Source organism: Pseudomonas brassicacearum, from assembly GCF_009601685.2.
Lineage (GTDB): Bacteria > Pseudomonadota > Gammaproteobacteria > Pseudomonadales > Pseudomonadaceae > Aquipseudomonas > Aquipseudomonas kilonensis_B.
Window position 1 is genome coordinate 5,055,555 of the sequence record NZ_CP045701.2, and the last position, 13,156, is coordinate 5,068,710.

At 58.7% G+C, this 13,156-nt stretch carries 15 protein-coding genes; 9 read left to right on the forward strand and 6 right to left on the reverse strand.

Annotated features, from left to right (window positions below):
* Positions 1-401 precede the first annotated feature (401 nt).
* Together GFU70_RS21765 and GFU70_RS21770 are read left to right on the forward strand one after the other, a co-directional pair.
* Complete coding sequence (locus GFU70_RS21765; RefSeq protein WP_025215114.1) at positions 402-1,649, forward strand: ribonucleotide-diphosphate reductase subunit beta; 1,248 nt, start codon at positions 402-404, stop codon at positions 1,647-1,649.
* Between the two features lie 391 nt (positions 1,650-2,040).
* A complete protein-coding gene (locus tag GFU70_RS21770; RefSeq protein ID WP_058543451.1) occupies positions 2,041-2,550 on the forward strand; it encodes a Bro-N domain-containing protein in 510 nt (169 codons plus the stop codon).
* A gap of 413 nt (positions 2,551-2,963) precedes the next feature.
* Here GFU70_RS21770 and GFU70_RS21775 read toward each other — a convergent pair whose 3' ends face one another.
* Complete coding sequence (locus GFU70_RS21775) at positions 2,964-3,140, reverse strand: type II toxin-antitoxin system prevent-host-death family antitoxin (protein ID WP_175360015.1); 177 nt, start codon at positions 3,138-3,140, stop codon at positions 2,964-2,966.
* Between the two features lie 317 nt (positions 3,141-3,457).
* Here GFU70_RS21775 and GFU70_RS21780 point away from each other — a divergent pair, with 317 nt between their 5' ends.
* Entirely contained in the window at positions 3,458-4,450 is a 993-nt protein-coding gene (locus tag GFU70_RS21780; protein ID WP_153388800.1) for a hypothetical protein, read from the forward strand.
* A 5-nt stretch (positions 4,451-4,455) separates the two neighbouring features.
* Here the strand turns inward: GFU70_RS21780 and GFU70_RS21785 are convergent, their stop codons facing one another.
* Positions 4,456-5,271: a sulfite exporter TauE/SafE family protein gene (locus tag GFU70_RS21785; RefSeq protein WP_153388801.1), complete on the reverse strand. Its 816-nt coding sequence runs from the start codon at positions 5,269-5,271 to the stop codon at positions 4,456-4,458.
* Positions 5,272-5,383: 112 nt separating this feature from the next.
* Here GFU70_RS21785 and GFU70_RS21790 point away from each other — a divergent pair, with 112 nt between their 5' ends.
* Together GFU70_RS21790 and GFU70_RS21795 are read left to right on the forward strand one after the other, a co-directional pair.
* Positions 5,384-6,160 carry an AraC family transcriptional regulator gene (locus tag GFU70_RS21790; RefSeq protein WP_153388802.1) on the forward strand — a complete coding sequence of 259 codons (777 nt, stop codon included), beginning with the start codon at positions 5,384-5,386 and terminating at the stop codon, positions 6,158-6,160.
* Between the two features lie 83 nt (positions 6,161-6,243).
* A complete protein-coding gene (locus tag GFU70_RS21795) occupies positions 6,244-6,561 on the forward strand; it encodes a helix-turn-helix domain-containing protein (protein ID WP_003204826.1) in 318 nt (105 codons plus the stop codon).
* Between the two features lie 17 nt (positions 6,562-6,578).
* On the opposite strand, the gene GFU70_RS21800 is transcribed toward GFU70_RS21795, so the two are convergent.
* Positions 6,579-7,637 carry an MBL fold metallo-hydrolase gene (locus GFU70_RS21800; RefSeq protein WP_058543447.1) on the reverse strand — a complete coding sequence of 353 codons (1,059 nt, stop codon included), beginning with the start codon at positions 7,635-7,637 and terminating at the stop codon, positions 6,579-6,581.
* Positions 7,638-7,827: 190 nt separating this feature from the next.
* Between GFU70_RS21800 and GFU70_RS21805 the strand changes: the two genes are divergently transcribed.
* Positions 7,828-8,436, forward strand: coding sequence for a TetR/AcrR family transcriptional regulator (locus GFU70_RS21805; RefSeq protein WP_058543446.1), 609 nt, complete (start codon positions 7,828-7,830; stop codon positions 8,434-8,436).
* 23 nt (positions 8,437-8,459) lie between these two features.
* On the opposite strand, the gene GFU70_RS21810 is transcribed toward GFU70_RS21805, so the two are convergent.
* Both GFU70_RS21810 and GFU70_RS21815 read right to left on the reverse strand, forming a co-directional pair.
* Positions 8,460-8,984 (reverse strand): DUF1003 domain-containing protein, encoded by a 525-nt coding sequence (locus tag GFU70_RS21810; protein WP_153388803.1) that lies wholly within the window; start codon positions 8,982-8,984, stop codon positions 8,460-8,462.
* A gap of 92 nt (positions 8,985-9,076) precedes the next feature.
* On the reverse strand, positions 9,077-10,024 hold the full coding sequence (locus tag GFU70_RS21815; protein WP_153388804.1) for a LysR family transcriptional regulator: 948 nt from the start codon (positions 10,022-10,024) through the stop codon (positions 9,077-9,079).
* A 14-nt stretch (positions 10,025-10,038) separates the two neighbouring features.
* On the opposite strand from GFU70_RS21815, the gene GFU70_RS21820 reads away from it, so the two are divergent.
* The 3 genes from GFU70_RS21820 (at position 10,039) to GFU70_RS21830 (ending at position 11,981) form a co-directional block, all read left to right on the forward strand.
* Positions 10,039-10,749: a CTP synthase gene (locus GFU70_RS21820; protein ID WP_153388805.1), complete on the forward strand. Its 711-nt coding sequence runs from the start codon at positions 10,039-10,041 to the stop codon at positions 10,747-10,749.
* The gene (locus tag GFU70_RS21825; protein WP_116641457.1) at positions 10,746-11,060 is read left to right on the forward strand and encodes an antibiotic biosynthesis monooxygenase family protein; all 315 of its coding nucleotides are present in this window, start codon (positions 10,746-10,748) and stop codon (positions 11,058-11,060) included. The genes GFU70_RS21820 and GFU70_RS21825 overlap by 4 nt, the downstream gene beginning before the upstream one ends.
* 630 nt (positions 11,061-11,690) lie before the next feature.
* Positions 11,691-11,981 (forward strand): hypothetical protein, encoded by a 291-nt coding sequence (locus tag GFU70_RS21830; protein ID WP_153388806.1) that lies wholly within the window; start codon positions 11,691-11,693, stop codon positions 11,979-11,981.
* A 724-nt stretch (positions 11,982-12,705) separates the two neighbouring features.
* Here GFU70_RS21830 and GFU70_RS21835 read toward each other — a convergent pair.
* Positions 12,706-13,032 carry a DUF2025 family protein gene (locus tag GFU70_RS21835; RefSeq protein WP_058543441.1) on the reverse strand — a complete coding sequence of 109 codons (327 nt, stop codon included), beginning with the start codon at positions 13,030-13,032 and terminating at the stop codon, positions 12,706-12,708.
* Positions 13,033-13,156 lie beyond the last annotated feature (124 nt).

A 13,156-nucleotide genomic window follows, 5' to 3' on the forward strand; every position in this document is an offset into this window, starting at 1 on the left:
GCAAAACCGCAAAAACCGCTGGTTTTTTGATCAAAAAAAACCGCGATCCGCTCCATGCAAAAAAAATCTTCAGCGGCCAAAGCCTTGTAAACCCTCGCTCCCACGCGGATATGCCGCCCGCGCCCCCTTCTGTGAGCTATTTCGTCGCAGCACGTAGGCAAAAAAGTCCTTATAATGCCGCCTTAAACGGGCCTGCAATATTCCCTTACAGGGGATCACGCCAACCTGGAGCCCACGCAGAGGCCAATCGCCTCCTCGCGTTCACAGCCGCTCCGGAATGACCCGTACATTTTTCTGTTTATTGCCTGCGTCAGCTGCTGCAACAAACGATTTTTCCAAGATCCACCGCGGCCAGTAGGCCTTCATCGGGCATCTGGCCCTCACGCAGGAGACGACACGTCATGCTGAGCTGGGACGAATTCGACAAAGAAGACGGCGAAGTTGCTGTAAAAGGCGCCAACGCCGGCCACGCTTCTGAAGCCAACATGGACCGCCTCGACAGCGCCGGCGGTGCCGCCGCCCTCGAAGCACGGGCCGTGACGGCCAGCGACTCGGCCGCGATCATTCGCGCCAAGGCCGCCCTCGACAAACTCGACGTTGCCGAAGGCCTCGCCGAACTCGAAGGCGCCTCCGCCCGTGTCGCCGTCGATGAAAAGCGCATGATCAACTGCCGCGCCGACCTCAACCAGCTCGTGCCATTCAAATATGACTGGGCCTGGCAGAAGTACCTGGACGGCTGCGCAAACCACTGGATGCCGCAAGAAGTCAACATGACCGCCGACATCGCCCTCTGGAAAACCCCGGAAGGCCTGACCGACGACGAGCGCCGCATCGTGATGCGCAACCTGGGCTTCTTCTCCACCGCCGACTCCCTGGTTGCCAACAACCTGGTCCTGGCCGTGTATCGCCTGATCACCAACCCGGAATGCCGCCAGTACATCCTGCGCCAGGCGTTCGAAGAGGCGATCCACACCCACGCCTACCAGTACTGCATCGAATCGCTGGCCATGGATGAAGGCGAAATCTTCAACATGTACCACGAGATCCCATCGGTCGCGAAAAAAGCCGCCTGGGGCCTGAAATACACCCGTTCGATCTCCGATCCGAAGTTCGAAACCGGCACCCCGGACACCGACAAAGAGTTGCTGCGCAACCTGATCGCTTACTACTGCGTCCTGGAAGGCATCTTCTTCTACTGCGGCTTCACCCAGATCCTTTCCATGGGCCGCCGCAACAAAATGACCGGCGTCGCCGAGCAGTTCCAGTACATCCTGCGCGACGAATCCATGCACCTGAACTTCGGCATCGACGTGATCAACCAGATCAAAATCGAAAACCCACACCTGTGGGATGCCGAGATGAAGGAAGAAGCGACCCAGATGATCCTGCAAGGGACCCAACTGGAGATCGAATACGCCCGCGACACCATGCCTCGCGGCGTGCTGGGCATGAACGCGGCGATGATGGAGGACTACCTCAAGTTCATCGCTAACCGTCGTTTGTCGCAGATTGGGTTGAAGGAAGAGTATCCAGGTACGACTAACCCGTTCCCTTGGATGAGCGAGATCATGGACTTGAAGAAAGAGAAGAACTTCTTTGAGACGCGCGTGATTGAGTATCAGACCGGTGGGGCTTTGAGCTGGGATTGATCCGAAAGAAAAATCCTAGGCTCCACGCATAACTAAAAACCCCGTGAAAACGGGGTTTTTGTATTTCTACAGGACCAAAACTGCGTTTAACTCTGGGACCGGCACACTACCTTTACCCTACGAAAAACTCAGAATCTTTCCGCATTGACGCCGTATCGTCTCGTTACCTATCTTAGTCGCAGGTGCCTAAGAAACGCCCAACGTAGTAGCTAATCGCCAAACATAGAACCGCGTACTGTCTAAGGACATTAGTCATTCTGTGCAGGGCAATAGCTTGTTGGGATTTTTCTTGCATCCTCTACGTCGGGCTCGCGCCGCTAACCTTCGAACGTAGAGGTGGTTATGCCCACAAGAACGCTGCTCTGCTCTCCGTATACCTCGGAGACCCATCATGCCTGATGCTTACATTCCGGCGGTTTTCACCCGTCACAACCTCCATCTGCATACCCTCTTGGTTGAAAACCAAGCTTGGTTCAGTGCCTCAGATTTGGGTCGCTTTATGAGCAAGCACCTTGATGAGCGCATGACACGCAAGCTTGACCCTGATCAGCGCCGGATGATGCTCGTGCATGTCCACGGTTTGACTGAAGAGCGTCTGATGCTGAGCGAGTCGGGCGTCTATGCATTGCTGGTTTATCACTACTGCCCTGAGTATCGATTGCTGCGTGAGTGGATCACGCATCAGATAGTGCCAACCCTGCGGGATGAGCGCCACTCGCATAAGGTGGAGCGGCCGACGTTGAGCGTGTTGGATTGGCCAAAGATGTCGCTCTGCATGTTGCACTGGCAGGATGAGCCATGGATTCGCTTGCGGGATATGCCGGCGGTGCTGGTGGATGATCCGTTTAGTCAGCATGAATCCTGGTGGCGGAGAGCTTCTCGTATTTTGCGAGGGTTCTGAGATTCAATCGGAAGCCGTCGTCCGTGTTCGGGCGGCGGTTTTTTGTTGGGAATATTGAATTGGGGCTGCTGCGCAGCCCAGCGGGAGCAAGCTCCCTCGCCACAGGTGTCAGGTCATAGGTTGGTGTAGGACTTGGTTGCTGCGTTGTTTTGCGAATCGCGAGCAGGTTCGCGCCGCTTTGGCGGTGTGGAATAGTGGTTTCGGGAAACAGCTAGTTTCTGTTGGACGAAAAAATATATGGGGATATGTAATGACGAAAAAAATCAGAAGTGAGGCCTTCAAGTCGATCCACAGTTCGGCCGAAGCACTGCTGAAAATCGGTACTATCGACAAGGCCACCATGCGAGAGTTTGACGAGGCCTGCATGGCTGAGGTGCCTGCTGAAATCTCAGATCAGGAAGACTCGTCTGCACTCAGAGCCGGCCCTCAAAACCCTCGATGATGTCCTCGGGGGTGCGGTCAAAATCCGCTGGCATCCGAATCTTTCCCTTCAACCGCCCAGGCTTGCGCGCCTCCAGATAAGGCTTGCCGGTCTTGGTGATCACCACTCTAATGATTTCCCTGCGCCGTTCACCGATGCTCTCTTTCATAGAAGTTTCCCATTTACTGCTTCCGGCAATATATTGCCGGTTATCTGAAAGGTTGAGCTATAACCGGCATTATGATACCGATTTATCCGAGTTTGGGGCCGTAAAACCGGGGCTGCTACGCAGCCCAGCGGGGATAAATCCCCTCGCCACAGGTTGGTGTCAGGGCGCAGGTGGGTGGCAGGCTTGATGGTTGGGTTGGGTTTGGGAATCGCGAGCAGGCTCGCTCCCACAGGGGGGTTGTGGTGTGTTGAAACTTTGGGTGCAGCCCGTCGCGTCCTTCGGTATTAATACACTTCCTCTCATGGACCCGAGCCCCGATGAAATTCGACACTGCCCACTGCCTCAGCCTCGATACCAAGCTTTCGATCTATGACGTTCGGGATCTGAATTTCGACGAGACCATGGCCTTCGATTCGGCCAAGGAGCGCTTTCAGTGCCCCAATGATGCCTGTCGGGCGGCGTTTGATGAGGACAATCGGCTGACGACGTTCAACGCCAAGAACGTCAATTACATCCGCACGCCACATTTCAAGAATCAGCCAACTACCCGGCATATCGAAGGCTGTCCTTATGTCAGTCCGAAAACGCCGGGGCTGGATGCGGAAAGTGTTGAGGCGGAAACGGATGACGACCGTGAGGAGCATTTTCCGTCGGAGCTGTTGCTGACTCGGCGTCAGTACATACGTAAGCCGTCCGATCCGTCGAAGGATGTTGAAGCAGCGACTCGGCCTACGTCCCCCTCCGTATCGTCCCATGGTGATGACGCCCACTCCGCCCATGATTCGACACCCGACAAGACCAGCGTCTTCGCCCACCCGGTGGAGTGTTTTGTGTCGAACTTCACAGACAAGGACCTGCTCAAGCGCAAGCTGTTGAAGATTGGCGAGCACACCGCGCCCTATGGATCGTTCTTCAAGAAGATCGAGTACTTGCAGGACAACAAGGGCTTGATTTACTGGGGCAAGATCAAGGAGATAAAGGATTACACGCAAAGCTTTCGCATCGATTTCGAAGCAAAGATCTGGTTCAAGCAACCGGACGAGGCGAAGAAGAAGCCTTACTCAGTCAACGTTTACCTGAGCAAGAAGCTGATCGATAACTACCGCAAGCGCAAAGCGTTCCTGGAAGAGATCAAGCATGCCGTCGACAGTGACGCGCCGTTGTATTGCTTCTTTTATGGCGTGACGCCGGAGTTGAAACAGGTGCCGAGCAAGAAGAACCCGGAAGAAACGTTCGGGGTGTTCAGTGCCAATATCGAGAACCTGGATCACTTCATTATTCGGGAAGCGCCGGGGTTGGTAGGTAAATAGCAACCCTATCCCAGCGACATTCCGCCCATTACCACCAGCAATAACCCCACATACACCCACGCATGCAATTGATCGGGTATCCGCCCGATCCACGGCGTTGCCAGACGAATCCCCACTAACGCGCCGAGTGTCAGCACAGCGAAGGCCATCAAGTCGACGTAACCGACAAACCACGGTCCCAAATCAAACTCGGTAAAACCGGCCATGGCCATGTAAGTCAGCGTCCCGGCCACCGCAACCGGCAAACTTAGTGGATTAGCCATGGACGTCGCGCGCGACATGTTCAGCCCGCAACGACGCAATAACGGCACGGTCATGACACTGCCACCCACGCCCAGAAAAGTGGCGATAGCGCCGATGCTGATTCCGCCTACTGAGACCTCTGCCCTGCCCAATCGCCGTGGGATTACAGCGTCAGACTGTGTCAGAAAACCGCGTCTGAACAAGCAATCCAGAATGGTCACGCCCAGATAAACGATGAAGGCATAGCGAATGACTTCGCTACTCGCCCACATCGCTGCAATGGCGCCGACAATAGCGCCCAGGCCGATGAAGCCGCCCAACGGCCACACGTAGTGGCGAATGAGGTTACCAGCGCGCTGATGTTTCACCGTGGCGATCAGCGCGTTGACGATCATCACGCAGGTCGAGGTGGCCACGGCAATATGCATCGCCGATTGGCCGATAGGGTCGTCAGCGCCGTGGCTGGCGGTGAGCATGCGGTATAGCAAGGGCACCACAACGAATCCGCCGCCGAAGCCGAACAACACAGCCGTCACACCACTCAAGCAGCCGAAGCAGGCAAGCAATACATAGAACATCGAGGAGAATCCGTGGAATAGGAGGCGCCCACGATAGGTCAGCGAAGCTTGGCCAGCTGTAGCAAACAGGCCAATAATGTTCGCGTTTACGCCAGACACGAGTGGCTCATCGATGCGCAACACTTCGATCGATTTATTGGATGCGACACCCAGGGCCGTCGTTGCCATTGGCACCGATTACGCTCACGGACAAGTGTTGCCATCGCATCGCCATCGCCGCGCGCAGTTGCTCTATGGCGCCACCGGGGTGATGCAGGTCAGCACGGCGGACGGCAATTGGGTGGTGCCGCCGCAACGGGCGGTGTGGATCCCGCCCGGGGTTGCCCATGAGGTGCTGATGCTGGGCGTCAGCACTCGAAGTTTGTATATCGAACCGGCTGCGGTAACGGCCATGGACGCCCGTTGCCAGGTCATCAGCGTGTCACCCCTGATGCGCCAGTTGCTGATGGAAGCCGTGGAGCTTGCGCTGGACTACGACGAGGTTGGACGCGATGGCGCGTTGATCGATCTGCTGCTGCACGAACTGCTGCGCAGCGCCCATCTGCCGTTGCACCTTCCACTGCCCCAAGACCCGGGCCTGCTCGGCCTGTGCCAGGCATTTCTGAAACGCCCGGACGCCCACGTCTCGCCCGTGCAATGGGCGGCGCAGTTGCATATCAGCTTGCGCTCATTCAATCGCCTGTTCAGCCAGCAAACCGGGTTGAGTTTCAGTCGATGGCGACAACAAGCCTGCGTGATGTCGGCATTGTCCCGATTGGCCATCGGCAACTCAGTGACCAGAATCGCCCTGGACCTGGGCTACGACAGCCCTGCGGCTTTCTCCACGATGTTTCGTCGCGTACTGGGCCACGCCCCCAGCGCCTGGCTGGATAAGACCGCCGGTCATTGATCAAAAAAATGAGATTGATCGGGATTCAAAACAACTGTACAAAAACACAGTGTTTTTTTAATCCCACAGCTTTGGAGCCCCCCATGGCCTCTCTTGCAATCAAAACCACCCTGGAACGCATCGCTGTCTATCAATTCACCCCTGCTCACAGTGCACAGGCGCGCGCCATGCTGGGCTGGAGCGTCGAGGAGCTGTCCCGCCAATCCGGCGTCTCGGTCCAGGCCATCCGCCGCTTCGAGGCCGGAGGCGAGTTGCTCGATGTGACTCGCCTGGCCCTGGCGTTTCGCCTGGAGGCCGAAGGCCTGGTGTTCTTCCCCGGCTTCGCACCGGGGCGCGGCATGAACATCAAGGGCGCGACGCCGGACCCGATGGGGCGCTCCGATTACGCGATGATTGAATAACGCCAATCCTGTGAGTGCTAGGCGATACCAGCCTGGTCCTGGTACGCCGAGGGTTCCACGTCCAACCACCAGGCGCGGCCACGTTGCGGCTGCGTCAGGGTGAATGCCTCGCCCATTTGTGGCGTGGCAATGCAAACATTGCGCTCCCAGGCCAGGGCCAGGATGCGATCGAAGGGTTCATACCAGGCATGCATCGCCAGGTCGAACGTACCGTTGTGGATCGGCAGCAGCCAACGGCCCTTGAGATCGATATGAGCCTGCAGGGTCTGCTCCGGCTGCATGTGGACGTGGGGCCAATCGACGTTATAGGCGCCGGTTTCCATCAGGGTCAGGTTAAAGGGGCCATATCGCTCGCCGATGCGTTTGAAACCCTCGAAGTAGCCGGTGTCGCCGCTGAAGAAAATTCGCGTGGCGCCATCGATCATCACCCACGAGGCCCACAAGGTGCTGTTGCTGTCGAACAGGCCACGCCCGGAAAAATGCTGGGAAGGCGTGGCAACGAACTCGATACCGTCCACCTCGGTACCTTGCCACCAATCCAGCTGACGCACCTTGCTGGCGTCGACGCCCCATTTGATCAGGGTGTCGCCCACGCCCAGGGGCGCCAGGAAGTGGCGGGTCTTGGCTGCCAGATTGAGGATGGCCTGATAATCGAGGTGATCGTAATGATCATGGGAAAGGATCACCGCTTCGATCGGCGGCAACTCTTCCAGGCTGATGGGCGGTTGATGAAAACGCTTAGGGCCGGCCCATTGAACGGGTGAGGCGCGGTCGGCGAACACCGGGTCTGTCAGCCAGAATTTGTCCCGCAGCTTGAGCAATACGGTGGAATGACCGAGACGGAATACGCTGTTGTTCGGCGCCGCCAGCAGCGCCGCGCGCGTCAGCGCTTGAACCTCGATGGCGCCCGCAGGCCGGGTGGTGCGCGGCTTGTGGAAGATCATGTTCCAGATGATGCGCAGGGTGGTGCCAAGACCTTCCCGAGGCGTGAAGGCATGATTGCGATATTTACCCTGTTCATGCAGGGATGCGTCATGGGCAGATGGATTGTCGGTAGAAAGAGAAGGAATGGTCATGGTGCGATAACTCCAGGGACGTCGTCGCAATTGCGCTTCGCCGTTGTGGGACGCTGGATGGCCGTTGCATGCACGCTCAGCCGCTTGACTCGAAAACTACACCACTCGGTGTAGTTTCTAGATTGCATGAATCCCGGGAGCAAGTAAACTTCCGAGTGCAAGTTCTCTCCTTTCAACCGACGAATTGCCCATGACCGTACCGCAGCGCCTTACCGAGCGAAAACGCGAAGCCATCCTCCAGGCGGCGATTGCTGAATTCCGTAGCAGCGGTTTCGAGATCACCAGCATGGACAAGATCGCGGCGACTGCCGGCGTATCGAAGCGCACGGTGTATAACCATTTCCCGAGCAAGGAAGCGTTGTTTGCCGAAATTCTGAATCGGTTATGGAACAGCATTACTGCAGAACAGGACCTGCCCTACAGCCCGCAAAAGCCGCTACGGGAACAGCTTCAAACGTTGCTGCAAGCCAAACTGAACATGCTGGCGGACGAGAACTTCCTCGACCTGGCGCGCATCGCCATCGCCGCAACCATCCACTCTCCCGAGCGAGCCCAGGACATGGTGTCGCGCATGGGCCAGCGTGAAGAAAGCCTGACGACCTGGATTCGCCAAGCCCAGGCCGATGGCCGCTTGAAACCCGTGGAACCGGCATTTGCCGCCCAGCAAATGCATGGGCTGCTCAAGACGTTCGCCTTCTGGCCGCAGGTTTCGATGGGGCAACCCAGCCTGACCCAGGATGAGCAGGCCCAGGTGATCGAATCGGCCCTCGACATGTTCCTGAGCCGTTACCAGGCCTGATCAACAAGTCCAGGAATGAAGGGCTACTGCATTGATGGGTTGTGCACGACCTTCTTGTGCATTTCAGTGGTCAAGTTGTCGATACGCTCGGTCAATACCTTGGTCATTTCCGTCAGACGGGTGTTCTGCTCCAACAATTCGAGCAACTGCGCGGTATTCTGCGCGGCCTGGGCCTGACGCTCGCTGTTGGCAATGGCCAAGGCCTCACGATGCAGGGCATCGGCTTCCGCCTGGGCTTTGTCCCGAGCGGCCTGGCGAGTTTGCGCCAGCAGAATCAACGGCGCGGCATAGGCCGACTGCAGGCTGAACGCCAGGTTCAGCAAAATGAACGGGTAAGCGTCGAAATGAAAGACGCCCACCAGGTTCAGGCTGATCCATATCAGCACGATCAAGGTTTGCGCGCCGAGGAACATCGGCGTTCCGAAAAAACGCGCGAACGCCTCCGCCCTCAGCGCAAAACGGTCATTGCCAAAGGTCGGCGCCAGATGCGCGTGAGGGCGATGAAAACGCAAATGGTCAACGGGGTTGGGGATGGAAGACTTCGTCATCGTGGTGTTCTCTGCCAAGGGCGGGTGCTCAAGGCACTATAACCGTTGGGGACCGTCATCCATTGCGTCATGCACACCCTGCCCGTTGAAAATCAGCGCCAGCGCAGATGGCGCCCCAGCTCATCGAACAAGGTCACCACCGAGCGCAAGGCCCGGCAGTCGGGGCGGGTCAGGAGCCACAGGGCCGTGTCGTACCCCTCCAGCGGTTCGCCAAGGGGCATCAGGCCCTGGTGTTCATCGATCAGAAAGTCCGGCAGCGCCGCCACACCCAAGCCGGCTCGCACCAGTTCGGTGACAGAGAGCATGCTGTTGCAGCGATAGGCGGGCACCACGCCGGGTAGATGCTGGCGGCACCAGGCCACGGTGGGGTGGTCCGGGAGGAAATCGTCCGGCGCGATCCAGGTCATGGCGGCCAGGTCAATCGCATCCGCCGAACGCAGGTACGTGGCACTGGCACATACCCGGTAAGCCACGTTGCCCAGCTTTCGACCGACCAGGTGTTCCGGCGGTGTACGGGTCAGGCGCAACGCAATGTCGGCATCGCGGCGGCTCAGGTTGGCGAAGTCGTTCGAGGTGCTCAGCTCAAGAGTCAACGCCGGATAAGCGGGCATGAAGCGCGCCAGCGCAGGCAGCAACAACGCTTGCAGGACCGAGTCGCTGCACGTCAGGCGTACCGTCCCGCTGATGACCTCGCCGCCCTGCTCCACCCCCACCCGCGCCGCCTCCAAGGCCTGCTCGGCGCGCTCGGCTTGTTCGGCCAATGCCTGGGCAAGACTCGTGGGCAAGTACCCGGAACGGCTTTTTTCGAACAAAGGCTGACCCAGGGCCGCCTCCAGTCGACGTACCGAACGAAACACCGTGGACACGTCCACCTGCAGCAGTCGAGCAGCTCGGGCCAGTGAACCGCCACGAACCAGCGCGAGGATCAGGGACAGGTCGGGATAGTCCAGACGATAGTGCGTCGCTGCATTGATCACTTGGATAAACGCCAATATTGATTGCGTGAGCGCCAATCTATAGTGGCGACCAGGAATCAACAAGTGGCGAGCCTCTCATGGAAAAACAACGTCCTTTAAACATCGCCCTGGTCGGCGACCACGACCCACATATCACCGCTCACCGCGCGATCCCCATCGCAATTGAGCTGGGCGGCGGGCAAACCGGCCATGCCGTTCACGTCCAATGGCTGGCAACGCCGCTCATCGCCGACAACGCAGTGCTGGAGGATTTCGACGGTATCTGGTGCGTGCCCGGCAGCCCCTACCGAAACGAAAACGGCGCCTTGCAGGCGATTCGTTTTGCCCGCGAACAGCGTCGCCCTTTCCTGGGCACCTGCGGTGGTTTTCAACATGCCGTGCTGGAATACGCCCGCAACGTGATGGGTTGGGCCGACGCCGCCCATGGCGAAACCGATCCCGAGGCTGAACGGGCGCTGCTGACGCCGCTGAGCTGCGCCTTGGTCGAAACCATCGACAGCCTTCAGCTCGAGGCGGACTCGTTGATTGCCAAGGCCTATGGTCGCCTGATGGTATTCGAGGGCTACCATTGCCGCTTCGGGGTCAACCCGGATTTTGAAAAGGATTTGTTCAATCAGCGCCTGCACGCCGTGGCCCGGGACTCGGCCGGCGGCCTGCGCGCGGTAGAGCTGCCGGACCATCCGTTCTTTGTCGCCACGCTGTTCCAGCCTGAACGTGCTGCGCTGGAAGGGCGCGTGCCGCCGCTGGTCAGCGCGTTTGTCGAAGCCTGCGCCAGGACAACGTCATGAGCGCCCCCTACTACGCCGTGATTTTCACCTCACTGCGCACTGAGGGGGACCAAGGCTACGCCGAAGCCGCCGAACGCATGCTGGCATTGGCTAGAGAACAACCGGGGTTTCTCGGCGTCGAATCGGCGCGCGGCGAAGATGGCTTGGGCATCACCGTGTCCTACTGGAACAGCGAAGCGGCGATCCTGGCCTGGAAGCAGCATCCCGAACACAGCGCGATCCGCGAGCGCGGCCGCTCCACCTGGTATACCCATTGCCATACGCGGGTGTGCAAGGTCGAACGCGATTATGCGTTCCGACGCCAAACCTGATGCCAGGATACAAAACCTGATGGGGGAGCTGGGTGTTCGCAGAACCTACCTTCAGCACAAATCCTCTGTGGGAGCTGAGCTTGCTCGCGATGGCGGTGGGTCAGCTTGCTGCGATGTTGAATGTGCCGCCGCCATCGCGGGCAAGCCTTGCTTCCACACTGAATCTCGGGGTGCTCACAGACCCTGTCTTCAGCACAAATCCCCCGTGGGAGCGGGCTTGCTCGCGATGGCGGTCGGTCAGCTTGCTGCAATGTTGAATGTGCCGCCGCCATCGCGGGCAAGCCTTGCTCCCACACTGAATCTCGGGGTGCTCACAGACCTTGCCTTCAGCACAAATCCCCTGTGGGAGCTGAGCTTGCTCGCGATGGCGGTCGGTCAGCTTGCTGCGATGTTGAATGTGCCGCCGCCATCGCGGGCAAGCCTTGCTCCCACACTGAATCTCGGGGTGCTCACAGACCCTGCCTTCAGCACAAATCCCCTGTGGGAGCTGAGCTTGCTCGCGATGGCGGTCGGTCAGCTTGCTGCAATGCTGAATGTGTCACCGTCTTCGCGGGCAAGCCCGCTCCCACACTGAATCTCGAGGTGCTCACAGACCCTGCCTTCAGCACAAATCCCCTGTGGGAGCTGAGCTTGCTCGCGATGGCGGTCGGTCAGCTTACTGCGATGTTGAATGTGCCGCCGCCATCGCGGGCAAGCCTTGCTCCCACACTGAATCTCGGGGTGCTCACAGACCTTGCCTTCAGCACAAATCCCCTGTGGGAGCTGAGCCTGCTCGCGATGGCGGTCGGTCAGCTTGCTGCGATGTTGAATGTGCCGCCGCCATCGCGGGCAAGCCTTGCTCCCACACTGAATCTCGAGGTGTTCACAGACCTTGCCTTCAGCACAAATCCCCTGTGGGAGCTGAGCTTGCTCCCACACTGAATCTCGAGGTGTTCACAGACCTTGCCTTGCCTTCAGCACAACTCCCCTGTGGGAGCTGAGCTTGCTCGCGATGGCGGTCGGTCAGCTTGCTGCAATGCTGAATGTGCCACCGCCATCGCGGGCAAGCCTTGCTCCCACACTGAATCTCGAGGTGTTCACAGACCTTGCCTTGCCTTCAGCACAACTCCCCTGTGGGAGCTGAGCTTGCTCGCGATGGCGGTCGGTCAGCTTGCTGCGATGTTGAATGTGCCGCCGCCATCGCGGGCAAGCCTTGCTCCCACACTGAATCTCGAGGTGTTCACAGACCTTGCCTTCAGCACAAATCCCCCGTGGGAGCGGGCTTGCTCGCGATGGCGGTCGGTCAGTTTGCTGCGATGTTGAATGTGCCGCCGCCATCGCGGGCAAGCCTTGCTTCCACACTGAATCTCGGGGTGCTCTCAGACCTTGCCTTCAGCACAACTCCCCTGTGGGAGCTGAGCTTGCTCGCGATGGCGGTCGGTCAGCTTGCTGCGATGTTGAATGTGCCGCCGCCATCGCGGGCAAGCCTTGCTTCCACACTGAATCTCGGGGTGCTCACAGACCCTGCCTTCAGCACAAATCCCCTGTGGGAGCTGAGCTTGCCCGCGATGGCGGTCGGTCAGCTTGCTGCAATGTTGAATGTGCCGCCGCCATCGCGGGCAAGCCTTGCTCCCACAGGGGCTCTTGCTCAATTCGAGATTGCGGCTCAGCCTTCCACCAACTGCCGCACCGCCACGATTTCCGGCAGGTCGCTGCGGGCCATGTACACCCGCAAAGGTTCGCAAAGGTTGATCCGGTCGTCGATGTGCTGGTCCAGCAACAACTGGATCCGCTCACGCTTGAGGGCCATGGTGCCGTCCGCCACGGGAGCCCAGACAAATTCGCAGGTGGGGATGATGCCGTCGTCGGCCACGTCCATGCCGAAGGCGTCTTCGCTGAAACGTACGATGTATTGACCGGTCTTGCGGTTCAGGCCGACAAAACCCTTGAGCTGATCGGCGGCCTGGCAGATGAATGTCGAAGTGGTGCGCATGGTAAACCTCATGGATGCGTCCCTCAGGACGTCTGATCGATGGTTTACACGCAGGGCAAGCGGAAAAGGATTTAAGGTTTCCCTCTGCCGGGGAAACTGATGCGGGCAAGGGTACTGCAAAGCG